Raw genomic sequence first — 26355 nt, 5'->3', positions numbered from 1 at the left:
ATCCATGTTACAGCAAACCATCCCGCCGCTGGATCTGCGTAGTTGCTTAGTCAGCGTACGTGGTGAGCTTATATACGAGCACTACCGCAATCAACAAGCAGCAACTCATATTGCAAAAATCAATTCCTGTACCAAAAGTGTGCTGTCCGCACTCATATGTATTGCGATGGATCACGGGTGGCTGTCCAAAGCTCCTACTCCAATCTCCACCTTTTTCCCGCAGTTGGTGTCAGACCCTGACTCCCGTAAACCGGAGATTACGTTAGAGCAGTTATTAACGATGACGGCCGGATTCAACTGGGACGAATTCGGAGGACAGAATTCATTTCCGCGCATGACACGTACGGATCACTGGGTGAAATTTGCGTTGGAACAACAATTAAGTCATGTGCCAGGTACATATATGGAATACAATTCGGGGGTATCACAAATATTGTCTGCCATCCTCATGCAAAGTACAGGTATGTCCGTAGCCGAGTTCGCGGAACGTTATCTATTTGGTCCTTTGGGGATCCAAAACTATGAATGGGAAAGTGACCCACAGGGTGTGCATACTGGGGGGTTCGGCTTAAAGATGTTGCCTCAGGATTTGCTGAAATTCGGGCAACTGTTTTTGCAACAAGGCATGTGGAACGGGCAGTCGCTAATTTCAATTGATCTGGTTAGTCGCTCTACAAAACCTGCCATTACAGTTACTCCACCCAATCATGGTAGTTACGCTTGGCATTGGTGGGTGGATGCCTATACCAACGAAACTTCAGAAGCTAAGGTTGCGGAACAGCCCACTCCCATACTCCATTATTACTACGCCCGTGGATTTGGCGGTCAATTTGTATATATCGTCCCGGATCTGGAACTCGTTGCCGTGCTCACCAATGACAAACGAAAGAAGGAAAAACCGCCGCTGGATGTGTTCCCCAAACGGATTGCACCCCAATTGGCGAAACTCTTATAGACCTTTTCTTTAAGTTGTGGATCATACAAAATAACCCCATAGTTTACCCGGCATTCACCGGTAACTATAGGGTTATTCAATTACTTCTTAACATCAATCCTCAGACCAAGGTCATCTCACCAGAACCTCTTCCACAGCAAAGGTTATGGGATAAGGACCCGATTCTTTGTTTGAGAGGACAACAACTTGCACGTTGTGATCTGGATATACGGAAGACATGAACGACACGCCAGGATCGAAACCCATCACATGATATTTAAATAACTGTTCCCCTCTCCGATCAATCCAGATCCCCTGCCCATAATAGGTTTCATCATCCTCATGAACATATGGCATGATTAACTTTCCCGTTGTTTCTTCGCCCAACAGTTCATTACTGAATAACGCATTCCAGAAACGAATCATATCCGGCGCTGTTGTATAAGCTCCACCATCAGCCCCACCCTTAACAGGAATGGAAAAAATGTTACTTGTCCACGAGCCGTCCTCCTGATCCATATATCCGATCGCAGTATTACGGGGAAGACGATCTGTCTCGAAGTAACCCGAATCCAACATGCCGCACTTTATAAAAATATATTGCTCTACATAGTCCGTAAACGACTGCCCCGTGTGCTCTTCAACAATGAGGCCCAATACGATAAATGCCGCATTATTATAATGGAACCGTTCACCCGGAGCTGATTTCATGTGCCGATGCTGAAACATCGGCAGAAAATCATTCAATTGCCGCATCGAATAGACGGGCCGTTCCTTCCACAACTCAGCGAAATCCTCCATCACTTCTTCATCAAAATAGTCCGGGATGCCTGAAGTATGTGTTAACAGCTGCTGAATTGTAACTCCTTGATCCCATAGAGGAAACTTAATGCTCAAGACATCTGCCAATCTGGAATCATACGATAATTTCCCTTGTTCAATCAATTGGCATATACTCACTGCCGTAAAAATCTTGCATCCAGATGCAATGGCAAACCGTGTATCTGGCTGATTCAAACGTTCATCACTTCGATTGGCATATGCACGAGTCGTACTTAATAGTGTATGCCCGTTTTGTTTTATCAAAACTACGCCCGAAAAATCAACGTTCTCCATCACTTCTGTTATTCTGCGAGTTAGATCCGTTATACGCTTCATTCATCGTTCACCTAACTTCTTCTAATTCAATTTCCATGCTCAGATGCTGTTCAATCACGTTATTGTTCCAATGTTAAACAGTCCATTACCGCAAGCCTTGCAGATCAGCCTCTGAACTTCCGACCTCCGTCTTCCTATCACGGGAAGATCTCGTATTAATTAGATAGTATAACGTTGCGTAGACCGTAAGAATAAACATGCCAAAGAACATACAGAAAGCCAGCGATGGACGACTTACACTCTCATGCATAAGTTCAACCAGCGTCTCTCGATTGGTTAACGCATCCCAGCTGTTCAAGCGATATACACGTCCCAGCAGAACACCGTAACTACCCAGTGCACAACCCCCTAGCACAAAGATCCATGAAACCCATCGTCCCAGTTTGTGATGGATCACTTCCTGAAGCTGATACATCGACAGGAATCCTAGCAATAAACCCGTCCAAACGAACATCAAAACCACAATTAAATCATACCAGTACTTGTAGTCCAATCCATTGCCTCCGCCATAATAGCGGGAACTGCGTGCCGTCAGGTGAACAAGATCCGTTACAATGTAGGAAGAGTTCGGGAAGAACAATAACCAGAGCAGTCCGCTTGCAACGGCAAACCATGTTGCCCCTTTCCATTTTACATGGCTAAAGCCATAGGCCACATAGGAGAATACAAAAGGAATCCAGCCCAAAAACAGATTCCAGATAAGGAAGCGAAAATAGCGCTGATCCAGCCAATCCGCAGCCGCGTAATACAAACCTAGGGTCACCATCGTGACCACACTAAGGAAAATAAATATTTTGATATAATTCAGTTTTCTCAATGATATTTACCTCACTTGATCCAATGAAATACATTCAGTTCCGAAAATAGCGGATAATCTCTTCCTTGTTCTTTTCCACACGTAGATTCAGTCCACGTTTATCCTTTAACCCATATTGCTTTAGTTCATGTCCCGGATCAAGCACCAACGGTTTGGTTGCTACATCCTCCAACAAGTTCATTGTCAGTTGATAGGCTTCACGAAGCTTATCCACCGGAATAATGGATTCATACCGCTTAATCAACTCAATCAGACGTTCCGCATACACCAGACGCACCATACTGTCCGCACTCGTCAGTTGTCTTGATACGAAGGCTGTAATTGCAGCGATAATCAGCGGATTCGCATGATATCTGGCAATCGACGTAAGCTCATCAACTGCGCCCCAGTTCATGATGGATAATTCAGAAGTTAACTGATGTATCCTTTCTTCCATCCATGACTGCTCCAGCTCTTGCGGCACATCCCATTGTTTATATTCTGCAAAAACACCACCATGATGCATTTGAATAGCGCTCCCATAATGTTTAACGAATAACCCTTTGGGAACACTCCAATCGGTTTCCATCCAACCACCACCATACCTGTCTCTATTTTCGTTTATAACCTACACACATTACATAAATTTACTGTTGAAGACCATACTAGGATCATACCACTTCCCAAAGGAGAATCAAATTCACAATGAATCCAAATTCAATGCAACCCCAAAACCAAATGCAACCTACAACTAATGCAAATCCAGGTCTCACCCCTCAGATGAACCATGGCGGACATGAAATGTTCGATATGCATGAAATTCTGTCAGGAGCCATCAACGTGTTGGATCAATACATGATCTTCAGGACATTTGTACAAGACACTGAACTTCTTAGTATTCTTGATCGTCAATACAACTTCATGTTGTCCCAATATAATCTGACTGCAGAATGTTTCTCAACTGGACAAAAACCGCATCAGGAGACGGCAACCTACATGATTCCAAATATCGTTCCTCCTATATATGGCCTTAAGCCGTCCGCACCGAAAAAGCCGAATCAATCCCTTTCCGATGTCAAAGATGCCGGAATCAGTGGTCATATGCTGGGGTTGATCAAATCACATGCCTCCCTGCTGGCCATGTCTGCTCCTGAAATTACAAATGGAGCCGTACGCCGAGTCATCGCTTCGCAGGTGCAAGAGTTTGTCGAGATGGCCTACGAAATTTTTATGTATCAAAATCAACATGCCTATTATCAAGTTCCTCAACTGGATGCAAATGATACCACACAGATGCTTCAGGCATACGTTGCAGCAAACGGTGCACCTCAGATGCCAAAGAACAATAAACCGCATCTTCATTAATTTAAATTGTGTAGGTGAATAAGGAGCAGCATCTTCAACCCATCCAGGGTTGTAAGATGCTGTTCTTTGTTTTTTCATGAATCACCTGATTTTTGAAGCAAACCTTGGATAACACATTTTTAAGGGAATCATACTTGATCCGCTTACCAGAAACTGGTTCAATCAAATAAAACCTGTACATCTATGACCGATCCATAACATCTCTAATACCTGCATCATGATCTAATTCCGCTCATAACAATATAAATACATATGTGATCACAACTACTCATTATGTAACAGAGGAGGTACTTGAATGCGATTGAAGCCATCTATTAAGCTCGGTTTTCTAGCCATTACCCTAAGCTTTACGGCTATTGGTGCGACATTGACATCATCCCCAACCACGTTGGCTGCGCCTGTTCCAGCTTCCAAAGCGGTATATCATCAATTTCAAATCTATTCAAAAAATGCAGTGAAATCCACGCCCAGCCTGGTTCAGGCACGTAAATATCTATTGAATCATATCGATGAAGTCGGCCCTTGGCAGTCCACTTTGATGACCCTTCAACTGGAAAATTTGCAAAAGATCAGACTGGCTGACTTGGATCAAAAAATGTATACAGAATTGTTTCAAAAAGTTCTTTACGAAGCGCATTCCAACATAGGTTATGAACAAAAGCTTACATATAGCAGTCTGCTCAAAGTGATTAAAGATCCGATGGTTCGCAAACTCTTGCAGGAAGCTTCCGATCTGGGATTCAAACTGGAAACCAGTGAAGGTCTGTACTATCCCATTATCAATTATGAGATGTACAAAAAGTTTCAGCCCTACGTGAAACCTGACATTGTTGCTTACATTGATATTATGGCTGCGGAATCCAACCAGTCCACGACTTCCGATGCGGCCTTTATCATAAGCTGGGATGAACTCATCCGGCGTACTCTAGAGAAGGAGGCTTTCCTGAATAACTTTCCAAGCTCTAATCGTGCGTCAGCAGTCAAGAATTCACTGTACGTTGGTTACCTGTTTTATGGAAGTGATAACTCTCCCACCTATGATTGGTACACGGAAGAAGAAATTCGTACTATCGATCCAGAAGTGAAAAAAGCATACCAGAAGGCTGTGGCAAATAGGGAGCCCAATACGAAGAGTGTCCTTCTGGATACAGTGGAGAAGATTTTACATCTTCTCGATGAGAACAATGACGAACTTACCCCGGAAATTAAAGAAATCATTGAAGATGTTGAAAACCTGTTTGCTAATGATTAAATGAGTGTAACCGGTCCAAAGTAAAAAAAGCGGCATCCTCTTTACAGGTGTGCCGCTTTTGCTTGCCTTTAAGACTTCTTATTCCATTCCGTTCCAATATTGTACTATGTCGTCGATACTGATGTAAGTTTGTCTGGATTCACAACGAGATAGAATCCCTCAATCCGTTCTCCGAGAGAGTCCAGCTCCAGACACAGCACTTCGGACAACCGCCCGTTCTCCAATAACGCAAAGTGAGACTCTCCGTTGATAACTGTGGGCACCCACTCTCGTTCTCGTAATCGGGTAAGCACCCGACGAGAGGTCAACAAAGCCAGTACGCCCTTGCGAACTCTCATCGTTCTCATGACCGTATGCACACGCCCACCGCCATCTGCAGTAAATACAGGTTGTTCGGCCAACAAATCCAGCATCTCGGAGACATCATAATTTAGAAAAGCCGTTGTAAAACGGGCAAGCAATTGCTCTTTTGCAGCATAATTATCAGAACTCTGTTCCATCGGTGGAAGTCTATCAGGCAGTTTGCGTCTGGCCCGACTAAAGATCTGACGACAGTTGCTCTCTGATTTACCCAGCCAATCCGCTATTTCCGTATATTCATACTGGAATGCCTCACGAAGTACAAAAACGGCACGCTCCATGGAGGACAGCTGCTCCAGCATAACCAGATAAGCGTAGGAAATCATCTCCTTCTGCTGCATAGTTTCCTCCGGAATGTTCGCTATTTCACCGTCACTCATTGGCTCAGGAAGCCATTCCCCAACATAACTTTCCCTTTGATTGCGGGCAGAGTTTAGCAGATTCAAACTTCGGTTTACGACCAGTCTTGCAATATAGGACTTGGGATTACGGATGTCATTAAGGGGCTTGCTCTGCAGCTCTGCAAAACAATCCTGTACAATATCTTCAGCCTCCACAACACTGCCGAGCATGCGATAAGCAATGGAAAAGGCATAGGCTTTGTAACGAATATACAATTCACCAACTTCCAGAGAAGACACTTCTTGCTCATTGGTGAGGGAATTGGATTTCATGAGAATGGCCTCCTCTGGCAGATGATCGAATGTTTACTTAATTAAAGCAGCCAGGATACATCCCTGTTGTAATCGCAATCCGGTTCCAGTTATTAATGGTGTTGATTGCCAGAATCAGATCCAACAGTTCGGCATCACTGAAATGTTCTTTCACTTTTTCATACAATTCAAGTGGCACGCCTTGATCCGAAATAAGGGTTACGGCTTCAGCCAGTTCCAGCATAACACGTTCTTTTTCCGTAAACAAAGGTACCTCACGCCACACACTCAGCAGCAAAATGTGATCGGCGTAATCTCCAAGCTTCAACAGATCTTTGGCATGCATATCGAGACAAAACGCACAGCCATTGATTTGTGATACACGGATTTTCAACAGCTCATATAACACTTTATCTTCAAACTGACCCGAAACATGCTGCTCCATAGCCATCATTGCTTTGAAAGCCCCTGGATTAGCCACTCTATAGTTTACTCTTAAACTCATTGCATTCGCCTCCGTATTTTGGTCTACAACCTTAAGACAAATCAAGGCTCACATCTGTGACATTTTTCTATAAAAAATTTCTTCAGCATATTCGGGCACAGATTTAGCTTGAAAAAGTTAAGATGATTAATCTGCGTGGAGCTTGCCCGGCATGAATATAGTTCACGTAAAGCGTTATGTATAAACTGATAATTCCGTGTTTATGTTAGCTATTTGATGTTTTGTTTGTGATTTTGAACAAATAATGATTATACATATTGATACACGAAACAAAAGAGTAGTAACATACGGCTACAAAGTAAACTTTCCTAACATAAAAAAATGAACGATTCATTATCCTAGCAAGGAGTGACTTCCATGATAACTTCCAATTCCAATCCTCAACTTACATCCGAACTGCCTCGCGGCTGCACGTTCTCCGCTGAAGACTGGCATGTATTATCTCAATATTGGTATCCGATTGCCCAGGCAAGGGAGGTGACAGATAAACCACTGGCCGCTCAATTGCTTGATGTCCGCTTGGTCCTGTATCGCAGCAACGACAAAGTTGTAGTTGCCAAGGATCTTTGTTTTCACCGTGGTGCTCCGCTCAGTAAAGGTTGGGTAGAAAATGGAGAAATCGTCTGCCCTTATCATGGTTTCCATTACAACTGTGAGGGTAAATGTACCGTAGTTCCTGCACACCCAAGCTCCAAAATATCTCCCAAACTGAAACTTATCGTATATCCTGCGGTCGAACGTTATGGCCTGATCTGGACTTCACTCGCCGGTACCGACGAGCAGATTCCTGCATTCCCGGGATGGGATGATCCGGATTATATCAACATCCTGCCCCCGAACTTTGATATCGCAGGTTCTGCTGGGCGTCAAATGGAAGGATTTCTGGATGTATCCCATTTTGCCTACGTGCATACCGAGACGTTCGGGGACCGAAACAACACGGAAGTGCCCCAATACAAAGTAAAACGCGAAGGCAATGAACTGCTTGCCGAATACTGGAGTTCCGTTAGCAACTATGGCAAAGGTCAGGATAATGTGGCACCCGAAGGTTTTCAGTGGCTGCGTGAATTCCGCGTATTTCCGCCATTCGCCGCATCACTTACCGTTCACTTCCCGGAGAACGACAAGCTGAACATTCTGAACTGTGCCTCTCCCATCTCAGCACGTTTTACGCGGTTGTTCTGTCCGATTACCCGTAACTTTGACAAGGATGCTCCGATAGAAGATACAATCAAGTTTAACTTGCAGGTGTTTGAGGAAGATCGTGAAATGGTGGAATCACAAAAGCCAGAGGATTTGCCGCTGGATCTGCATGCAGAAGCGCACATTCCCGCAGACCGTACCTCTATCGCTTATCGTCAGTTATTGACAGAACTTGGTTTGGGACGAAATTACACATCATAAATTGAACAAAAATGAACAAAAAAAGAAGTGTTCATACGAACGCTTCTTTTTCTATAATTGCTACACTTTCGCTCGTGACAATGTACTGGGGTTGATCCCACTTATGATATGCCTATCTGTGTGACTTACCCTTGATTACTCGTGCTTACAGGAAGTTCTGTATAATACGGACAGCCTGGTTCGTGAATAATACGGGGATCAACCCATGTTCCCCAATATGGAAGGCGATTCACATACGGCTGTGCGTTAGGCTGGCTATTCGGGTGTGGCATGTTTGTGGCCGGGGAAACTTGAGTAACACAGTCCACAGGCGGTCCAACGATTACCGTTTTTTGAATTGGAGCAAGCGTTTCCTTCACCTTGTTCTCATCCAGACAATACGTGTGGGCCAGAACACTCGCAGGTGTCAGTCGTAAAATGTCCGAGCCAAATATAGCTTCAGGAACCGGGGCATCGAAGATAGCCAGCAGATGGGTCTGATCTACCGTTGCAATTTCATAGTGCCACCAGCCTTGCGGAACATTTGCTACTTGGCCCGGGGTAATCGTAAAGTTTAACAACGTATTTGTAAACGGGTTAATAAGGGAAACGACGGCTGAACCACTGATACAATAAACCAGCTCGGATGCATTTTGATGAATATGAGGTTCAACCACATTGCCGGTACTAAGAAAAATATCCAGCAAGGATACGTTACCCAATGTGTTTAATTGATGAATGGAGAGAAAGTTAATATAGTTATTTCCGTCTTTTTTGAAGAAAGGATTCTGGTTAACGTCAAATGTAAATTGGGTGGTTGGTAAGGTATAGTCCATATAGGAAGTTGCCAAAATAAAACGCCTGCCCTTCGCTCTCGGTTTAGGTGATAACCTATACGCCAGCTTATGCTCTGGGCTTCTATGCGTGAGCCCATTTATGCCCAAGGCCCGTTTATCTAAACAAACCCTGACGCAGAAAGCCTAATCGGGGTTTGTTGGTTATTTGTCTTTTTTCATGTTCCAAACCTCTTGCCAACTGGTACCGAGCGGAATGTTCATCAAGTCCACATACTCCAACCAGTTCATTCGTGTAACGATATCTGGTGTCCCATCAATTAAGGAATTCGTAACCAGCAATGCCCTGAGGTTTTAAGTTTCACCAGTTCGGAAGGAAACTCTCGTATACCGGAATAAACAATCTCCAGATATTTGAGATTGCTCAGTTCACCAATCTCAGGCGGAATACACTTCAATCCCAGCTCCGATTGCGGCTTGGGCCTCCATCCAGGTACAGAAGCAAAAGGACTACCACAATATATTCTCAGCTCTCGAAGTTCTTTCAGTTTCCCGATATCTCCAGGAATACACTCCAGGTCCAATGTCATGATCTCCACTCTCTCCAAAGATGTTAGTTCAAAAAGAGCTGGAGGAAGAGTGTACAGATCCTGCTCAAAAATCGTCAACTGCTTCAAATGCTTCAATTCCCTAATCATTTCAGGAATCTCGGTCAGACCATGTGAACTGATATTCAGAATGTCGGTCTGATGCTTGATTGCATCATTCAGTAGACATTGGACGTCCCGATGCCGATGCAAATCAAAGAATAACCCCGTGATCCGCTCCATCAACTCGCTAGCCTCTTCTTGGGTAATATGCATTCCATATATATTCTCATGAGCAACACTAAAGAAATAATCACTTCCATCCTCTTTCAAAAAACAAAGATCATCCGGCAGTGATGGGTACAACCAGTCATGAAAACGTTTTGCTTCTTCCTTAAGTATCTGCCCTGATTCCTGTGTACAGCGATATATGTAATAGATCCCCTCTGAATACATGGCACCACTTTGCATCATCATTTCTTCCATCGTACAGCTTTCAATAAGGTAAGGCTGGAGTCTTCGCAATACTTTTGAAACCCCTGGTGGTTCGTCTTCATTGTACCGTCCTCTGTCAACTAGTAAAAAACGATCAGTCTTCTCGATCAATTCGTCAATCAACTGTTCATAGGCAGTGCCTCTTGGATCAGTATGAAAAGAAACGGTCAACACTCATCTCCCCCTCTGCGCTTGATTCGTTATGTTAAATCCGTTGTATCATCTGTTTACATCGTGGCATAGGCTAATATCATCAATTGAGTCATTGGAGGCATGCAACATGGCGTACGGCCCTAGTTCTGTTTCATCCCCGCAACCAGCGGGTTATCCTTACCCTTATTATCCACCACCACCTTATCCCTACCCTTATCCATATCCATACCCACCCTTCGTCCCGTTTCCACTGCCATTTCCGATCGGTGGTCCTTGGTGGCACGGTGGCTATCCGGGTGGTGGCTACCCAGGCGGACCACACGGCCCATTCCCTGGAGGCGGCTATCCTGGCGGTCCTCATGGCGGAGGACCTCATGGAGGAGGGCCTGGAGGACCAGGGGGTCCTGGTGGACCTGGCGGAGGTTTCCACGGCCATCGTTTCTTTCAATGGTAAAATGATCACTTACAGGAGCTGCTTCCGGCAGTTCCTGTGTTTTAACTATGGAATATACTCCCTGCTCAATACTCAATTTCATCCATGATTTTCAGATTACGGTTGGACACTTCCAGCAAGTCTGTAAACGTCTCAGATACATAATAAATAAAGTCCGGATCATGCACATACATAATCACTTGCCCGTAGGTTCCTTTCTCTGTCGGATCAAAATCAAGCATCAAATACAGGGAGCCTCCCGCCATCGTTGCAAAAGGAATCCACTCTTTATGGAATAAGTAGGGCTTAATCTCCGGGTCCAGTTTACTGATCTCTTCCGCAGAATAGTACTCATCCAATTTCTCATCTACTTCACAGAAGTATTGTTTGGTTTCCCGAATTTCCTTCAATGACATCAGATAAAACGGGTTGCATTCCTCTGCCTCCGCATCACCCGGATACAAGATATGAAATGCATAACCACTGCCGTCCTTACGCTGATAGAAGGAACGGAAATCCTCCGGCAGCCGGAAGCCATGCTCCGTTTCCAATGCGGCTAAGCTGTGCTCAGAAGCACCCTCCCGATGCTGGTACTCCTCGTATAGCTGTCGAATTTCGTCATCTTGGATTTTTTCATTCAGGAGCTCATTCAGCGCATCGAACATTTCATTCCATTTTGCACTAGCCTCAGGTGTCATGAAGCATCCCTCCCTGTTCATCTGAGATCAAGTAATTGCTGGAATTACCAGCGTACAGGTTCTTCTCCGCGCCATAACACATAACGCTCAAGCTCACGGATAGTTCCTGTACCGATCCCGTATTTGTCCATTTCTTGAGAATGCAGGTCAAGGACATGCAGCATGCCCCCGAACGTACCCACTGCAAGCTTGGACTGGTCAGGAGAGCTCGCCAAGGAATAGATGGTGCTGCCTACACAATGTCTCCACACTTCCTTCCCATCAACATTCACACAATATAAATATCCGTATGCATCCCCAAGCACCATGCCTGCATCTGTTTCCACAGCAGCGTAAACACGGGCATTCTCATCCATTACAGGCCAATCTTCCTTACTCTCATTACTATCAATCGTTTCCAACTGAACTTGTATTGTAGCACCGTTATAAAAGTGACATGCATTAAACCATACCTTCGAGCTATCGGTGGTGAATACCGCATAATGAGGATAGCTGGATTCAGGATAAAGCGAATACGTCTTATTCTGTTTGCGATCCAGGACCATATGGTTGCTCACCTGACTGCCGTAGGCAATCCAGCGACCGTCGCGTGAGACCGCCGCATGTCCCATATCAATCTGTGTGTCTTCCAACTCATATTCTTCAATCTCTGCAAGATCCGGGTGCAGCAGGGAGACCTGGTCTTGCTCAAGCAGATAGATCCCATAATTGGAGAAAATAAGAACGGATTTTCCATCATTAAATGGAATGAGTCCTTCAAGTGTGCGCTCTGGATGCTCACAGTCAGCAAGGGATTCGATACGCGGCAAAGCCTTCTGAATACTGGATTGGATATCTTCCCAGCGATATACTGCAATCTCTTGTCCTACCAGATGGCGATCAGGTTGTCTGATGATACGAATACCTTCCGATCCGGCCAGCGCATAGTCTACACCATCCGGTGAACAACCTGCAAAGGTATACTCAGAGAAAGGCAACCATCCATCCTGATCAGCGGTATATACACAGCCATTCTCCGTGAAAGTGCCGATTGTGAATACAATCGTTTCCGCGTCCAAATAACCAACTACCCGCACGGCCTGCATGGAAGATTGAAAATTTTCGTTCAATGGCCACGTTGCAGCAGGCAGTTCAAGCCGAAGCCGTTCCAAATCCCCTTGAAGATTGGCTTGCTTCACCATATTCCAGACTTCAGTACTAATCGAGGCTCTGCCATCCGCCTCCAGCTCCGATTCGTCCATTTGTTCTCCTGCCATGCCTCTGCGTACAAATGCATTAACATCCTTTGCGTATCGTTTGCCTTCACTCCGCCACGTTTCTGCAATGTCTTCTTTCAACCAACTCAATATTTATTCCTCCACTCCACCTCTATTGACGACTGAACAGCGATGTGCCAGCAAAAATTGATCCAGATCGTGATCCCTTGCACCTTCCGTCCCGTGCATCTCTTCATAGAAAAGCGCAATTTCCCTGCCATTCGCATAATTAAAGCGTAAATATCCACCCATGGAGACCATAAAAAGCTTACATGTGTACTCATTTTCCAGCACTGCATCCCACTTGAATTTGCTCTTACACAACTCAGCCAGTGCTTTCATGGAGTCTTCGTGCTCGACGTTAACCAAGTGGTAGAACGTGTGGTTTCGCAGCTCATTCCAGGGTTCAAAGTACGCCGGAGCTAGCGTTTTATCCTGGCGGTAATATCCGCAATAGATCCGGTCCAGTGCCTCTCCAAAGTCAGCTTCTGAGCACGTCCACAAGATTATATGCTCATCATGACGTGGGAGCCATAGCAATCCTTTCACATCTGGATGAATCGCCAGAAAATCACCATCCACCGAACTGCCGATACTGATACACTCCTGGAGCTGATCCTGTGTAACCGGTGTATCCTCCGCGTGAATCCAAAAATCATATTCAGCAAAAGGTTTCAGTACCTCCTGATCCGGCCGCTGCACATTCATCCAGCCTGTGTACGTCCCTTCCCCGTATTGTTCCAGCCATTGGCGATAAGACGCAGGCAACGAGATGGAATGCTGTTCTTCAAAATGATCCAGTTCCTTAGCGGGTACGGGCTTTAACGCACGAGATACAATATACATTCACGACATCTCCCTACGATCGTTTCGTCCAACATTCCGTTTATGAAAATCGTTTGCCCCATATCCGGCAGTGACGATCATTCATTCTTTCTTTCAGCAATTCAATCAGGCTAAGCCAATTCTTCCTGCACAATTTCGGTCATAACACCCTTGCGGTTTACAATGCTAATGGCAAATGCATCATAACCGTCACGTTTCACCTGCTCAAAATCCATACTCTCTCCCGTAATCAATTCGTAGGTTCCGTCTTCGTCCACATCTTCCCCGAACTCCTCATCCCACGGCACGTTATAAAATGCAGTGAGCTGTACCTCAAAAATATCTTCTCCTTCGACATCCAAATAGGGCCGTACAGGCCTGTTGTTCAGCTCTTCCGCTGGATATGTCTCACACAACATGGCATCATAACCGTGTTTGGCTGAATCGATAAGTAAGTAGCGTTCTCCTGTTACGGTGTGCTCCGCATATACGATGAGCGGTGTCGAATCCTGCCAGGTTATCAGATCATCTTCGGTTAAGTCACCATAATAAAAAATATGGAACTTGTCATGTCCATCCCGTGCTTGCAACTTGCCTTTCCATTCTACTTCATGCGTCTGCACATCCTGAATTTCCCGAACCAACCCTTCCAAATATGTAGGTCCTTTATGTACACCAAACAAATTCATCATCTCGCCTCCGCTTTATTCATTCGAATGGTTACAACTTTATGCTCTTCATCAACATCCAACTTCACATCCATGTCTAACTTATCATGGAACAAAGCCGTAACGTTGATATAAGGATCACGAGCAGCTTCACTGCCGCCATTGCTGGAACGACTCATTCCCTGATGAATAATGGATTGTACCAGCTGTCCATCCCCTTTTCCGGTATCTTGATAAGTATAAATCACCTCTTTGTCCTGATTATAAAAATTTAACACTGTTGTATAATCTTTGGCATTGGTATATTGCTTTTCGGATTTCACATATTCGTTTTCCGTGGATTGATAGCTCACTGTACCCGCCAGATAGGGATTGTCTTCACTGGGTCGAATATCAAACTCCTGATAAGCGATGTGAAAAAGGTATTGGATATGATTCATGTCTACTCGATAATATAACTGCCTGTTGTCTTCCTCCTTATCCATGGCAGCGAAACTATTGATGAGCGGCCATGCTTCATACGATTTCCCATTCACGTTTACAGCAAGAGCATAGTCAGAGAGTACCTTCTCTTTTTGAAACACACCATACGTCTGTAAAATGAAATAGGCTGGAATGAGTAACGTGCCTATAATTACTGCAAATATGGTGATCTTTAAACGAAATTTCATGATCATCCTCCTTAGCGACCCGTGTTCTACCGGTTCATCCTGTCGTGTGCTGAAGTTTGGTCAACGTGCGGATCACCAACTCCCTGTTCTTGGCGTTCTTGATATACGCAGGGATGGTGTGGGAAGCCGTCTTCAAAGGTATGTTTCCAGGCTTTACACGCAAATCAGCTGAAATATACGAAATCAGATAGTTTAAATGCTCCCGATTAACGGCCCATACCACTTTTCCTCTGACATAGTCCAGAAAGTACAATTCCATATCAAACACAGGATCTCGCCCATCCCGAATATCGGGATAATACCCGCTGTATGCAGGCTTTTTATGTAGTTCGACATGATTAACAGTCCCGCAGTGCGGGCATTCGATATGTGACGATTTGTGAGGTATCTTTTTCTCATCTGTCACTTCAACATTGAACCAGCGCTCACATCGGACGCAATTGTTCTTGGCATTGTACTGATATTCCGTCTCTTGAATTCGATGAGTATAACATTGTGAACATTTCCATACCAGATGATCATTTTCTTTTACAATAAAGGCGTGCCCATCGCAATGTTTACATTTCACATCGACCTGCTCTCCCCGACGAAGAACAGCGTAGAAGTTGTATTTATAAGCCCCTTCATCTTCGAAACGTTTCATTTCAGTTCCCGCCTTTCCCCTGCATGTTGGCAATTGCTGAGAGTAACCACTCAACATTTCCCAGTTGTTCTACCTAAAATTATATGTAACTCCTGTACTTAGCACAAGGAAACACAACGAAAAAAAAAAGAGCACCTCTCCAGATCATCATCTGAAAGGAACTCTTTTTCAATATTCAACTCAAGCGATCAAATGTCAAGCAAAAGGGATACCAGCAGTCCCATCGAAGCAATAAAGCCTACGACGGGCCCGCCTTCTTCGAATGCTTCAGGCATCATGGTGGAGCAGATCATCGCAATGATGCCTCCTCCCGCAAATGCTCCAATAGCCGCAGCCATCTCATCGGGGAGCTGCTCCAGGAACAGATATCCTCCCAAAGCTGCAAGTGAGGAGATGATCAGCACGCCCAGCCACAAAAGAATAATCCTGGATCGAGAGTATTTATTGCGTTGAAGTCCAACCGTACTGGACAGACCCTCAGGGATATTACTGACAAAGATAGAAACAACCAGCACCACACTGACACCATTTCCGGTGAGCAGACTGGCTCCCAGCATAATCGATTCGGGAATGGCATCCATTACCGTCCCTGCAAAAATGCCAAGTCCACTCTGGTTGGAGTCTCCCTTCCCCGCGTTTTCAGAACGCTTGCGCCCTGCTCCCCCTTTACTGGAAATGAGCAAATCGAACAGGGTGTACACAACGGCCCCTGAGGTAAATCCAATCGCGGTCGGCACAATTCCCCCATCATTCAATGCATCCCCAATCAGTTCAAATGCGGCCGCACCAATCAGGGTGCCTGTACCAAAAGCCATGATCCAGCCTATAACTCGTTTGGGAATCTTCAGAAATAGCGCAGCAAGTGCTCCAATGACAACAGCCGAGGCGGAGATGCCGCCCCACATGAATGCAGTCCACATCCGGGATGACCCCTCTCATGTTCATATATGATCTATCACTCCATTAACCGGAGCATAGAGAACAAAAACAGGGGACATGACCTGGTGAATGAAAAACAATAAAAAACCGCTAACACTAAACCATCATTTTACGTAGTGAAGATATATATCTTGAACGAATAACGAAGAAATAGAAGGTTTGCGCGAGCAGAAACGCACCAAACACGGTTAACACAGGCACCGTATATTCCGTAATACCGAATTCCTTCAAAAACGGTTTGACCACAACAAGGGTTTCAATGATTGAGATCAGAATCGGGAAGAAAAAGAGAATCGCAATCTGGATCGTTGATGATCGTTTCATCTCTTGAAAGCTAAGACCCATTTTCGAGAGAGAATGCACCATTTTCCCATCTGCTTCAAGATCCGTATGCAGTCTGAAATACAGAAAGCTGGCTGAAGAGATCGAGAAGATCAGCCCGATGAAAATGCCCAGAAAGGTAAAGAGTGCCGTCGTCTGTCTGAATTCTTCGAAGTCAGCATATCGTGTCGTGAAAAAGCCGGAAAAGTCTTTATCATTAGAGCTATTTCTAATGATTTCATCCATGCCCTCCAGCCGATCGCTCACCATCACTTCAGATGATTGCCGATCGGGCACCGATCCCCCCCATGAAGGGATATGATAAAGGTATTTACCGGAAACAGCATCTTTGTCCAATTGTCCGGCAAGGGCTTTAAACTCTTCATCATTTACAATAACTAGAGCTGATGTATACAGAAGACCGTTGAATTCCGGTTCAATTTCAGTGTACCTAACATCGATTTTAACAGGCCCTGAGTTCATATCCAGCGTAAGCTGATCACCCTTGGCATAGGCATGAAATCTTTCCTGATGACGAAACTTCTCCATATTACGGGAATCAATGAATATGCCGGTATGGGATGCAAGAGTATAAATCGGTTTGTTCTGGATTGCGTTGAACTGGTTGAAATCACTTAAAGACATCACACTGATGCCACTGTCATCCGTACTTGTCCAAAAGTATTCCAGATAAGCATCCTGGTATTGAAGACCAGCAGCATCAAGAACCTCGTTGACAGGTGCCATGTTAGGCTCTTCTGATGCGCTGTACACGTTATAACGAATCGGAAAATGGTTGTCCCTAAACACTTGTCGATTCTGCTGATCCAGCGACAAAATGACGACTGCACTCATGGAAGCGATCGCAATCACCACCGTTACCATAAACAACATGCGTGCGTTATCTTTTATTTTGTAACTCATCTCCGAAATCCACAGCAATCGTGTCCCATGCCATATTCGTTTGCGATTACGCTTCAACAGACGAATGGCGAGCACGGAGAGCTGCGAGTAGAAAAAATACGTACCTGCAATGCCTGTCACAGCAGCGATCAAAATGCTCTCACTCGACAAACTGCTGTATAGCGAAATGAATCCGGTAGCCAGAAACGCCAGCCCAAGAATAGAGAACACCCATGAAGCTTTAGGCTCCTTTTTGGGTTTGCTCGTTCCCGTTAACAGTTCCAGTGCACGTTTATTTCCGATAAAAAACAGTGTGAACAGGGAAATGAAAAAGAACAATAATAAAAAGGCACCTACCGTTATCAACATCGCTTTTATAGGAAAATAAAAAGGCAGATCATCCATACCGATAAACCGGGTGGTTAACATCAGGAACAGCTTGGACAATAACATGCCCCCACCTATCCCGGCTATAATGGACAGAAATCCGATAAACATATTTTCCAGAATGACCAGTCTTCGAATCTGTCCCGGCTCCGCGCCCAAGATGGTTAGAATACCGAATTCCTTATTCCGCGATTTCAGAAATGCACTAATGGAATACATAACGAAAAAGATCGCGAATACATACACGATGACTGAAGCAACCTGCATTCCCGCTGCTGTGGTTTTGCCAATCGGCAATTTCTCAACATACGGATGATAGATAAACATGGCGTACGCGAAGAAAATCATGACCATGAATACACTGCTTAGAAAAAAGGCGATGTACGCTCGCCCGTTTCGGCGAATGTTGTTAAAGGCGAACTGAGGAAAGCTCATGCGAATTCCCTCCCCAGAAGGATAATGTATCAATGATGCGCTGGAAAAACGTCTGACGGTTATCTCCACGATGCACTTCGGCTGCGAGCTTTCCATCCTTGATAAATACAATCCGATGGCAATAACTTGCGGCAAGCGGATCATGTGTGACCAGCATAATGGTTGTTTTCTCTTCTTGGTTGATCTGTTCAAGCGATTCCATTACGGCTTGGGATGATGTGGAGTCCAGCGCACCTGTCGGTTCATCGGCAAGTACAATGGATGGCATATTAATCATGGCTCTGGCAATGGCTGTACGCTGCCGTTGTCCGCCCGAGATTTCATAGACGCGGTTATCCAGAATATGATCGATTCCAAGCTGAGCCGTAATCCGCTTGAGCCTGCTCTCCATCTCCTTCAACTTGACCTTGTCCAGCGTCAAAGGAAGTACTATATTTTCAGCAACGGTTAAGGTATCGAGCAGATTGAAATCCTGAAATACAAACCCGAGTTCCCGGCGTCGGAACATGGCGAGTTCTTTCTTTTTCATATCAAACGGATTCATGCCATTAATCAGCACCTTGCCTGAACTTGGCTCATCAATGGTCGAAACCATATTGAGCAAAGTCGTTTTTCCACTGCCCGATGGTCCCATAATTCCTACAAATTCACCCTGCTTGATGGTCAGATGAATATCACTAAGGGCTTGAGTCTGCACTTTGCCCTGATACACTTTGTTTAGTGCCGAAACTTGCAACATCTCCATAGGTGTTTCCCCTCCAACTAAACTATCTTTGTTTTTCATATCCTTATCCTAAACGACCTCCCACAACCCTGCTATCGATTTACCTTAAACTTTCCTTACACAGCGTTTAAGGTTATGTTCCCCTTCTATGAAAAAACTCCATATCCATAAAAAAAGCACCTTGCCCTTGGCAAAGCGCCTCTATTTCCGATCCATCCAGCTGAATCTGACCAGTGTTCCTTCGTCCGGTTTGGAGAACAATTCAATCTGATTACCCAGACGTGAACTGATCTCACGGACCAGATACAGTCCCATGCCCGTAGATTCATGATACTGTCTTCCCCGCTCTCCGGTGAAGTAAGGATTAAACACGCGATGAATATCTTCAGCTGATATGCCGATCCCCTGATCCTGAATATCCAATACGATTCGCTTTTCTTTCATATAGGCGGTAATCACGACTTTTTTACCCGCTTTGCTGGCTGAGTAGTTGACGGCATTAGTCAAAATCTGGGTAAACATGAATCGCAGCCATTTGGAGTCACTATAGACTTGAAGGTCGTTGTCCATTCGGATATCCGGCGTAATTCCCCTGCGAATAAACAGACGACGATTCTCAGCTATGCTGCTTCGAACCACCTCCGGTAGAGACAGAAGCTCAACACGGAAATCCCCCTCGAACTGTTCCAGGCGTGAAGAATGAAGTACCATTTCCAACCCTTTGCGTATTTTATCCAACTCATCCTGAATGCTGCCTGCAGTTGTATCCTCCACATCTTCCAGGGTCAACTGAATGATGGACAATGGGGTCTTCATTTGATGGACCCAACGGTTCATGAACACAACCTGCTGCTCATTATGACTGCGCAATTGGCTGATCTCATTCTGACGGTTACGCTCCAGTTCATGCATCAATTCTTGTAATGCCTCAGCCACAGGAGCGTTACCAAGCGATTGGAAAGGCTCCTGTACCAGCCGTTGTGGATGCTGGAGCACACGGTAATATTGGTGGAGCTGGAAATAACGTACGGTCAGAAATACGATTAATACTACTGTACTGAGCAATATGCCATAAAGAACGATCCTCATGGGCCGATCCTCACCTGAGAGCCAATATACACATGGGACCAGCAGCAATTGCAGCAAATAAAATCCGATGAGGGGCAGCTGATCCCTTAAGAAAAGTCTCATTGTCGATCCCCCTGGGAAGCTGACTCCAGATCAAGCAACCGATAACCCGCTCCGCGAACAGTTTCCAGAATCTCTTCAGCCCCCAGATCCTTCAGCTTGCGGCGAACACGTGTAATGTACACATTCAACGTATTATCATCAATAAAATGCTGATCTTCCCACATCAGTTCGAGCAAACGTTCCCGGCTAACTACCCGCCCTGTCTTGGCCATCAGTGCCTCAACCAACACGGATTCCTTCTGTGTCAGCTCCACGGAACGACCACCGTACTCCAACACATATCTTTCAGGGTACAGTAACAATGAGCCATTTTTCACTTTCATTTCTGGTTGTACAGCTGCATACATCCCATACGCCCTACGCAGGTGACTCCGAACTTTAGCAAGAACTACTTCATATTGAAAAGGTTTAGTAATATAATCATCCGCCCCATGCTCCAGCGCCATAACCTGATCCATGCCACTGTCACGAGCCGAAATAAATAGAATGGGACATATGGAATGCGAGCGGATCTGTCTGCACCAGTAATAGCCGTCAAACTGAGGCAGATTTACATCCATCAACACCAAATCCGGACCGATCTGTACAAATTCATCCAATACATGACGGAAATCAGTCACAATCTGCACTTGAAAACCATTCCGGACCAGATATGCCGCCAACAGTCCTGCGAGCTTCGCATCATCTTCAATCAACAATATCGATTGCATTGTCAACCCTCTTTCCGTTCCCTTACATATCTTCTACATCTAGTTTACCATTCTAGTCGGAAACGGTTTGGAAATAAAGGTCAGACGACCAGCCGCCCACGCTTCTCCGCCAAACCAATGGTGGCCTCCACCCCGGAATTAAATTCGAGAAAGTCCTGTTCTACCCCGTCACTAAAAATAACGCCATCTTCAGGCATCTGGGAGACAATGTGCAAAGGCTGTTTCGGATGAATCTGTCCAAACACCAGATTGGCCGCAGTCGTCCGGCTGGGGAAGGGTTCACGTACTGTAAAATATAGATAAGGCGCATCCCAGCCGAAGTGATTCATACTGGTCATGCTTCCCTGTGCAGATGCAGTTACAGGGATATGTGCTTCTGAATAATCTTTCCCTTTAGGCTCCGGACCTGAATGAGAGCTTCTGCTGCCTCTATCGGGGGTGAATGCTTCATTCGATTGGATGTTCTGCCATGCTTCCGAGCCAACGACCCCAGCAGCACCTGCAAGCACACTTTTGAACCAGCCCGTCGATCCCATTCCGGTAGATACAATCACCCCACTGGAGGATTGTTGTTCTACCGATGAACCGATACGAACTTCATAACGAGCGGATACATGCGTCTTTCGGCCAATGAACAGATCGTTGACGCCATACAGATACTGTCCATCATTCAGCTCCACTTTTGCCAGAGTCACCTCTTTCAGAGAGCGACGTTTACGTATAACTTCGGGAATGATGAAGCTCAGATCCTCCACCGTAAATGGCAGCAGTACCCCATCCCAACGCATTGGGTCAGGATTTACACCTATGAGCGGCTGCTCGGTTACATACTTGAGCGTATTGGCAACAAGACCGTCCTGTCCGACGACGACTACAATGTCCTGTGCTCCAAAAATAAAGTTAGGCACATGTTCCCGATCAATGGTCTGAACCCGGCCCAGTTGGCTGAGCTGCTGCTGGGCCTGATGCACGGAATGATGATAACGTCTATCTTCCTCAAGGTAATCACTGAAGTCCGCCCCCAGACGTTCAATATAGAACTGTGCTTGTTGGACCGTATTATAACGAACCACCAATTCTTCCAGCCTTGTTCTGCGTTTGACCAAAATCAGCTTGTATTCAGTCATGGGTTCATTTCCCGCAGTATTTGCAGCTACAGTCTGGCTTGCCTTTCCAAGTCTCATCGTGCCCGACCTCCCTGCTCTCTTGTCGGTGGATTCATCAATCCTTGCAGCAGATCCGGCGAAATGTTAAGCTGGCCAATTTTCCCGGCATTCTCAGCCAGCTCCTGGAATGCAAGAGCGATCAGTTTATCCGAGTTCATACCCATGTTGGCCATCGCCTGTAGCACGCTAGGTTCCACATGCTGTAACGAGTTCATTACGGCAGCAATTTCATAGGCTTTGGCATCCGCTTCGGCATTCTGATTGAAAATCGTCAATTCAATGAGCTGTTGTTTCCGTTCCTCCATCGCCGTATTGAATTGCAGCTGTTCCTGTTCCATCTCATTTTGTTTCTGTTTCACCGAACGTTCGGCATGTAATTGCGTTTCTCGAATTTGCTGTTTCTTCGTCTCAACGGCAATTTCCGTGTTCAGTTCGTTCTCTTTTACTTTCCGCTCCTGTTCGATGGATGCATTGCGACGTACATACAATGCTTCGTCCGCCTGACGCAAAATCTCTTCCCGCGCCTGTGCTTCCAGTGCTCGCATGGTCTCTTTATTAGGCAAAATGGCAAGAATGGACAAACTCATCAGCTCTACGCCCAATTTCTCCAGTTCCTCACTCTGCACGACTTCCCGTTTCATGCTGCTTGCCAGCCGTTCACTCGATTGAATGGCTTCCTTCAGGAGCATCTGCTCCAGATGTTTTTTGGTCAGCACCTTGGCAGTTGTAATCACACGTTGATCCAATTTACCAGGATCATCGGAGATATATCTGTTTTTGCGTAAATTGTACGTGTAGTTCAAGCTTTGGGTGATTTTCATATAATCAACAATGCGATAGCTTAGCTGGCCCTGAACGGTAACTGTCTGATAATCCGCCGTAATCTCTTCGAACATGAAAGGTACATCCACCGAAGATACGGGCAAAACTACAACCGACGTTGTCGGCTCATAGTAGTAGAAGGACAAACCCACACCTTGACGCTGCACCTGACCATTCTTCACTTTCATTACATACTCACTGGGTTGAAACTTCACGAATCGGAATCCAAACATCGCTCATTCCCCATTTCTCAATATTGTCATTATGATATTATCGAAATGATAACAAATGAATATGATATTGTCAATATGACATTAACAACTTTTTTTGCTTTTGACATCAAAAAAAGACCTACCTCAGGCAGAATCCTTAAGGCAGGTCGATTTTCTATAATTATAATCAGTAATGACAACTCATAATGGGATAAGCTGTTAGCTTAACATTAGAAGTAAGCAACTAAGCAACTTGTTACTTAGTTATTTATTTTGTTCAGCGCTCTTTGTGATCAGATCAACAAACAAATCAATCTGGGCTGTAATGGCAATCGGGTCATATCGATAGAATGTGTCAAAATCATTCTCGAAGAATCGGTGATTCTTCACAGCATCCAGACCGTTCCAAACTTTGGATTTTTTAAATTCCTTGAGTGCCTCTCCTTTTTTCTCAGGATCGTACACCGTCATAAACATGTAATCGGTAGCGTATTCCGGCAGTACTTCCAGCGATAGCTGCACGGTCTGATTGTCTTTGCTCACCTTGCTCGGCATTTTGAGTTTCAAAGCATTGTATACGACTTGTCCACCTCGGCCTGCGTTGTCGCCAAAGATCCACAGATCTCCTTTGTCCGTCAACTCGTATAGACCAACAGTTGTATTTTCGTCCACGATGCCTTTCAGCTTCTCGCGTCCTTCTGCCGCCTTTTTCTCATACTCGGTAATGAATGCCTTCGCCTGCTCCGGTTGACCGATCAAATCACCAAACAGCTCAACGGTCTTGTAGATATCTGTCGCTGTGCCATATGGGATATGCACGGTTGGTGCAATTTTGGACAGTTCCTCGTAGTTATCATCATACATCACAACGATCAAGTCAGGCTGTAATTCCAGCGTCTTTTCCACGTTAACCGGATAACCCACATCTGTAGTGTTTTTTAGCTTGTCCTTAATGAATGGATTATCAAAGGCACTTGGCTCCACACCAATCAGATTACCGCCTACAGACAGAATTTCGCCCCCGTAGTAATCGGTCACGATGCGTTTCGGATGTGCAGGAATGGTAATCGTCCCTTTATCCGTCTCATAATCCCGTGTTTCACTTTCCGTTGATTCATTCTGAGCTGTATCGGTTCCAGTAGATTCCTGATTCTCAGTCGTCTGTCCTGAACCGCTCCCTGTTTCATCCGTTGCCTTTCCTGCATTTCCGCAGCCCGCAAGAACAAGCGTAAACACAATGAATAACATGCAAATGGACAGAATTGATTTGGATTTAAAAATAAACATGATGTCCCCCTATAATTCAATGCTTTTTGTGTGATAATGGTAATCATTATCATTGGAATCATAGCAGAAATGATTACGAACTGTCTACCATTTTAATTGATTACATAAACATAGAGACCGAGCCATAAAGACCCGATCCCTATATCATGTTCACACTTAGAATGAATAGATCTGCTCCATCATTCTGGCCACAGCGACTGCCCCCTGTGCACGATTGGCATGCTGTTTAGGCGCAAACGAGCCATCTGCCATTCCTTTAAGCAGTCCTTGCTCTTGCATTGCTGCAACAGCTTGTTTTGCATATGCAGCGATATCTGCGTTGTCACTAAATTCGCCACTACTGGATGAAGAATTATCGGCTGCACTGGCGTTTTGTTTCATGACCTGTATTGCACGGTTTAACATCACCGCCATATCCTCGCGGGTAATACGTTCATTTGCTGCGAATGATCCGTCTGCTCGGCCTTGTACAATTCCCATCTCCAGACCACGGCGTACGGAATCTGAATACCACTGATCACTCTTCACATCCATTGGAGCTGAAGTGGATGTATCCGGCAAGCGTGCTTCTCCAATGCCCTTGATAATCATTTGCAAAAATTGTGCTCGTGTCAGTTCTGCTTGCGGACTGAATCGGGTATCTGTCATGCCTGAAATGATTCCTTTGCCATACAGATTCTGAACTTCTTTTATGGCCCAGGAGTAGGATTGCAGATCATTTAAAGGCACCTGCACTTCAGTAATTACGAAACGGCCTGATTGAAGTGGCTTGAAAGCCAGACTATTGGTCTTTTCATCATATTGAGTAAAGGTTAATGGTTTCATTTCCCCATTCGGCAAAAGGGATTGGATAACCAGTACAACGTCTTCTACATTTGAATGTTGCACATTCGACATCGCAATTTCAATGGATCGATCTGTCCACTGCAACGGCTGCCCGTTCAAAAGCAGATCAATACTGACCACGTTGCGGTTACCGATGGCTTTCTTCTGTGCTTCAGTCAGTTTAGCTGTGGAATCTTCGGCCAGAATGACATCCATTGTAGCCCCATCTTCACTACGAGCATCCTTCAATAAACTTAATGGGATGCGGACAGATGTCTGTTTCATGGTCAGCTCCAGCGACTGTAATCCTTGAGTACGTGCCCATTCTTGAAGTAGGTTGGCATTTAGCTGGAAGGTTACAGCTTTTGAATCCTTGGGAACATCTGCAATCAAGGTTAGCTTTTTGCTCCCTTCTGCCATTCCTTGGATCATTTGAGACAACTGCTTCATATCTGGTTGAATCACATATGTGCCCGATCCCGTACTTGTACCTTTGAAAGTAATGGAACCACGTTCTCCTGAATTACCGGAATCAACAGGCGGCGTTACAGGAGGATTGCTAGGATTTTGCGATGATCCAGGTGTGGAAGGCTGCGCAGGTTGACCCGGCTGTGACGGCTGACCCGGAGTCGACTCTTGCCGCACAAGCTGGCTAACCGTTTCTTTCAATGCGGTATCCGCAGTACTGATTTCCTGTACACTGGCTTCTGCGTCATTAATAAGCACGCGGGCAAAAGATAGTGCCTGTGCAAACACATTCCAGCTTGCAGCTGTGTAATCACTTTGATGTAGCTTCGCAGCGGA

27 protein-coding genes are annotated in these 26355 nt (G+C 45.2%); 4 read left to right on the top strand and 23 right to left on the bottom strand.

Annotated features, from left to right (window positions below; translation table 11 throughout):
• The coding region (locus AMS66_RS10795) for a serine hydrolase domain-containing protein (RefSeq protein WP_082350660.1) at window positions 1-955 on the top strand (955 nt) is incomplete at its 5' end.
• 111 nt (window positions 956-1066) lie between these two features.
• Here AMS66_RS10795 and AMS66_RS10790 read toward each other — a convergent pair.
• From AMS66_RS10790 to AMS66_RS10780, 3 genes are all read right to left on the bottom strand, one after another.
• Window positions 1067-2092 (bottom strand): serine hydrolase domain-containing protein, encoded by a 1026-nt coding sequence (locus tag AMS66_RS10790; protein ID WP_053780794.1) that lies wholly within the window; start codon window positions 2090-2092, stop codon window positions 1067-1069.
• Between the two features lie 85 nt (window positions 2093-2177).
• The gene (locus tag AMS66_RS10785) at window positions 2178-2909 is read right to left on the bottom strand and encodes a DUF1361 domain-containing protein (protein ID WP_053780793.1); all 732 of its coding nucleotides are present in this window, start codon (window positions 2907-2909) and stop codon (window positions 2178-2180) included.
• Window positions 2910-2943: 34 nt separating this feature from the next.
• Window positions 2944-3477 carry a hypothetical protein gene (locus tag AMS66_RS10780; protein ID WP_053780792.1) on the bottom strand — a complete coding sequence of 178 codons (534 nt, stop codon included), beginning with the start codon at window positions 3475-3477 and terminating at the stop codon, window positions 2944-2946.
• A 131-nt stretch (window positions 3478-3608) separates the two neighbouring features.
• Here AMS66_RS10780 and AMS66_RS10775 point away from each other — a divergent pair, with 131 nt between their 5' ends.
• Both AMS66_RS10775 and AMS66_RS10770 read left to right on the top strand, forming a co-directional pair.
• Entirely contained in the window at window positions 3609-4253 is a 645-nt protein-coding gene (locus AMS66_RS10775; protein ID WP_053781037.1) for a spore coat protein, read from the top strand.
• A gap of 295 nt (window positions 4254-4548) precedes the next feature.
• Window positions 4549-5505, top strand: a complete 957-nt coding sequence (locus tag AMS66_RS10770; RefSeq protein WP_053780791.1) for a hypothetical protein — start codon at window positions 4549-4551, stop codon at window positions 5503-5505.
• Between the two features lie 104 nt (window positions 5506-5609).
• Here the strand turns inward: AMS66_RS10770 and AMS66_RS10765 are convergent, their stop codons facing one another.
• Window positions 5610-6539: a sigma-70 family RNA polymerase sigma factor gene (locus AMS66_RS10765; protein WP_053780790.1), complete on the bottom strand. Its 930-nt coding sequence runs from the start codon at window positions 6537-6539 to the stop codon at window positions 5610-5612.
• 37 nt (window positions 6540-6576) lie between these two features.
• Window positions 6577-7023 carry a carboxymuconolactone decarboxylase family protein gene (locus AMS66_RS10760; protein WP_053780789.1) on the bottom strand — a complete coding sequence of 149 codons (447 nt, stop codon included), beginning with the start codon at window positions 7021-7023 and terminating at the stop codon, window positions 6577-6579.
• 357 nt (window positions 7024-7380) lie between these two features.
• Here AMS66_RS10760 and AMS66_RS10755 point away from each other — a divergent pair, with 357 nt between their 5' ends.
• Window positions 7381-8427: an aromatic ring-hydroxylating oxygenase subunit alpha gene (locus AMS66_RS10755; RefSeq protein ID WP_053780788.1), complete on the top strand. Its 1047-nt coding sequence runs from the start codon at window positions 7381-7383 to the stop codon at window positions 8425-8427.
• 125 nt (window positions 8428-8552) lie between these two features.
• Here the strand turns inward: AMS66_RS10755 and AMS66_RS10750 are convergent, their stop codons facing one another.
• The 18 genes from AMS66_RS10750 to AMS66_RS33175 form a co-directional block, all read right to left on the bottom strand.
• On the bottom strand, window positions 8553-9257 hold the full coding sequence (locus AMS66_RS10750; protein ID WP_053780787.1) for a cupin domain-containing protein: 705 nt from the start codon (window positions 9255-9257) through the stop codon (window positions 8553-8555).
• Window positions 9258-9520: 263 nt separating this feature from the next.
• Complete coding sequence (locus AMS66_RS10745; protein WP_053780786.1) at window positions 9521-10456, bottom strand: leucine-rich repeat domain-containing protein; 936 nt, start codon at window positions 10454-10456, stop codon at window positions 9521-9523.
• 119 nt (window positions 10457-10575) lie between these two features.
• Window positions 10576-10764 (bottom strand): hypothetical protein, encoded by a 189-nt coding sequence (locus AMS66_RS33640; RefSeq protein WP_162491042.1) that lies wholly within the window; start codon window positions 10762-10764, stop codon window positions 10576-10578.
• 190 nt (window positions 10765-10954) lie between these two features.
• Window positions 10955-11566 (bottom strand): SMI1/KNR4 family protein, encoded by a 612-nt coding sequence (locus tag AMS66_RS10735; RefSeq protein ID WP_053780784.1) that lies wholly within the window; start codon window positions 11564-11566, stop codon window positions 10955-10957.
• A gap of 44 nt (window positions 11567-11610) precedes the next feature.
• On the bottom strand, window positions 11611-12912 hold the full coding sequence (locus AMS66_RS10730) for a hypothetical protein (protein WP_053780783.1): 1302 nt from the start codon (window positions 12910-12912) through the stop codon (window positions 11611-11613).
• A 3-nt stretch (window positions 12913-12915) separates the two neighbouring features.
• Window positions 12916-13668 carry an SMI1/KNR4 family protein gene (locus AMS66_RS10725; RefSeq protein ID WP_053780782.1) on the bottom strand — a complete coding sequence of 251 codons (753 nt, stop codon included), beginning with the start codon at window positions 13666-13668 and terminating at the stop codon, window positions 12916-12918.
• Between the two features lie 110 nt (window positions 13669-13778).
• Window positions 13779-14339, bottom strand: coding sequence for a hypothetical protein (locus tag AMS66_RS10720; RefSeq protein WP_236703330.1), 561 nt, complete (start codon window positions 14337-14339; stop codon window positions 13779-13781).
• Entirely contained in the window at window positions 14336-14986 is a 651-nt protein-coding gene (locus tag AMS66_RS10715) for a hypothetical protein (RefSeq protein WP_053780780.1), read from the bottom strand. Before AMS66_RS10715 ends, AMS66_RS10720 begins: the two co-directional genes overlap by 4 nt.
• A gap of 34 nt (window positions 14987-15020) precedes the next feature.
• Window positions 15021-15629 carry a hypothetical protein gene (locus tag AMS66_RS10710; RefSeq protein ID WP_053780779.1) on the bottom strand — a complete coding sequence of 203 codons (609 nt, stop codon included), beginning with the start codon at window positions 15627-15629 and terminating at the stop codon, window positions 15021-15023.
• Between the two features lie 188 nt (window positions 15630-15817).
• Window positions 15818-16549 carry a ZIP family metal transporter gene (locus tag AMS66_RS10705; protein ID WP_053780778.1) on the bottom strand — a complete coding sequence of 244 codons (732 nt, stop codon included), beginning with the start codon at window positions 16547-16549 and terminating at the stop codon, window positions 15818-15820.
• Window positions 16550-16664: 115 nt separating this feature from the next.
• Complete coding sequence (locus AMS66_RS10700; protein WP_053780777.1) at window positions 16665-18614, bottom strand: FtsX-like permease family protein; 1950 nt, start codon at window positions 18612-18614, stop codon at window positions 16665-16667.
• Entirely contained in the window at window positions 18589-19359 is a 771-nt protein-coding gene (locus AMS66_RS10695) for an ABC transporter ATP-binding protein (RefSeq protein WP_053780776.1), read from the bottom strand. Before AMS66_RS10695 ends, AMS66_RS10700 begins: the two co-directional genes overlap by 26 nt.
• Window positions 19360-19539: 180 nt before the next feature.
• Window positions 19540-20529: a sensor histidine kinase gene (locus tag AMS66_RS10690; RefSeq protein WP_053780775.1), complete on the bottom strand. Its 990-nt coding sequence runs from the start codon at window positions 20527-20529 to the stop codon at window positions 19540-19542.
• The gene (locus tag AMS66_RS10685; protein ID WP_053780774.1) at window positions 20526-21239 is read right to left on the bottom strand and encodes a response regulator transcription factor; all 714 of its coding nucleotides are present in this window, start codon (window positions 21237-21239) and stop codon (window positions 20526-20528) included. Before AMS66_RS10685 ends, AMS66_RS10690 begins: the two co-directional genes overlap by 4 nt.
• 80 nt (window positions 21240-21319) lie before the next feature.
• Window positions 21320-22423 (bottom strand): diacylglycerol kinase catalytic domain-containing protein, encoded by a 1104-nt coding sequence (locus AMS66_RS10680; protein ID WP_181014109.1) that lies wholly within the window; start codon window positions 22421-22423, stop codon window positions 21320-21322.
• Window positions 22420-23460 carry an SPFH domain-containing protein gene (locus AMS66_RS10675; protein WP_053780773.1) on the bottom strand — a complete coding sequence of 347 codons (1041 nt, stop codon included), beginning with the start codon at window positions 23458-23460 and terminating at the stop codon, window positions 22420-22422. The genes AMS66_RS10680 and AMS66_RS10675 overlap by 4 nt, the downstream gene beginning before the upstream one ends.
• A 243-nt stretch (window positions 23461-23703) precedes the next feature.
• On the bottom strand, window positions 23704-24720 hold the full coding sequence (locus AMS66_RS10670; protein ID WP_236703353.1) for an ABC transporter substrate-binding protein: 1017 nt from the start codon (window positions 24718-24720) through the stop codon (window positions 23704-23706).
• A gap of 162 nt (window positions 24721-24882) precedes the next feature.
• Window positions 24883-26355 (bottom strand): S-layer homology domain-containing protein (locus AMS66_RS33175; protein ID WP_201782161.1); only part of this gene is annotated, 1473 nt, incomplete at its 5' end.

The organism is Paenibacillus xylanivorans (assembly GCF_001280595.1).
Taxonomy (GTDB): Bacteria; Bacillota; Bacilli; order Paenibacillales; family Paenibacillaceae; genus Paenibacillus; species Paenibacillus xylanivorans.
The sequence above is the reverse complement of the archived record's forward strand: the minus strand, read 5'-3'. Positions and strand labels throughout refer to the sequence as shown.

Bases quoted from the DNA above. Each gene is read 5' to 3' on its own strand.
- AMS66_RS10765 (WP_053780790.1), bottom strand. From the start codon at position 6,539: ATGAAATCCAATTCCCTCACCAATGAGCAAGAAGTGTCTTCTCTGGAA.
- AMS66_RS10700 (WP_053780777.1), bottom strand. From the start codon at position 18,614: ATGAGCTTTCCTCAGTTCGCCTTTAACAACATTCGCCGAAACGGGCGA.
- AMS66_RS10770 (WP_053780791.1), top strand. From the start codon at position 4,549: ATGCGATTGAAGCCATCTATTAAGCTCGGTTTTCTAGCCATTACCCTA.
- AMS66_RS10755 (WP_053780788.1), top strand. From the start codon at position 7,381: ATGATAACTTCCAATTCCAATCCTCAACTTACATCCGAACTGCCTCGC.
- AMS66_RS10735 (WP_053780784.1), bottom strand. From the start codon at position 11,566: ATGACACCTGAGGCTAGTGCAAAATGGAATGAAATGTTCGATGCGCTG.
- AMS66_RS10760 (WP_053780789.1), bottom strand. From the start codon at position 7,023: ATGAGTTTAAGAGTAAACTATAGAGTGGCTAATCCAGGGGCTTTCAAA.
- AMS66_RS10705 (WP_053780778.1), bottom strand. From the start codon at position 16,549: ATGTGGACTGCATTCATGTGGGGCGGCATCTCCGCCTCGGCTGTTGTC.
- AMS66_RS10775 (WP_053781037.1), top strand. From the start codon at position 3,609: ATGCAACCCCAAAACCAAATGCAACCTACAACTAATGCAAATCCAGGT.
- AMS66_RS10690 (WP_053780775.1), bottom strand. From the start codon at position 20,529: ATGAGACTTTTCTTAAGGGATCAGCTGCCCCTCATCGGATTTTATTTG.
- AMS66_RS10715 (WP_053780780.1), bottom strand. From the start codon at position 14,986: ATGAAATTTCGTTTAAAGATCACCATATTTGCAGTAATTATAGGCACG.
- AMS66_RS10695 (WP_053780776.1), bottom strand. From the start codon at position 19,359: ATGGAGATGTTGCAAGTTTCGGCACTAAACAAAGTGTATCAGGGCAAA.
- AMS66_RS10780 (WP_053780792.1), bottom strand. From the start codon at position 3,477: ATGGAAACCGATTGGAGTGTTCCCAAAGGGTTATTCGTTAAACATTAT.
- AMS66_RS10720 (WP_236703330.1), bottom strand. From the start codon at position 14,339: ATGATGAATTTGTTTGGTGTACATAAAGGACCTACATATTTGGAAGGG.
- AMS66_RS10680 (WP_181014109.1), bottom strand. From the start codon at position 22,423: ATGAGACTTGGAAAGGCAAGCCAGACTGTAGCTGCAAATACTGCGGGA.
- AMS66_RS33640 (WP_162491042.1), bottom strand. From the start codon at position 10,764: ATGGGCCGTGTGGTCCGCCTGGGTAGCCACCACCCGGATAGCCACCGT.
- AMS66_RS10710 (WP_053780779.1), bottom strand. From the start codon at position 15,629: ATGAAACGTTTCGAAGATGAAGGGGCTTATAAATACAACTTCTACGCT.
- AMS66_RS10685 (WP_053780774.1), bottom strand. From the start codon at position 21,239: ATGCAATCGATATTGTTGATTGAAGATGATGCGAAGCTCGCAGGACTG.
- AMS66_RS10725 (WP_053780782.1), bottom strand. From the start codon at position 13,668: ATGTATATTGTATCTCGTGCGTTAAAGCCCGTACCCGCTAAGGAACTG.
- AMS66_RS10675 (WP_053780773.1), bottom strand. From the start codon at position 23,460: ATGTTTGGATTCCGATTCGTGAAGTTTCAACCCAGTGAGTATGTAATG.
- AMS66_RS10790 (WP_053780794.1), bottom strand. From the start codon at position 2,092: ATGAAGCGTATAACGGATCTAACTCGCAGAATAACAGAAGTGATGGAG.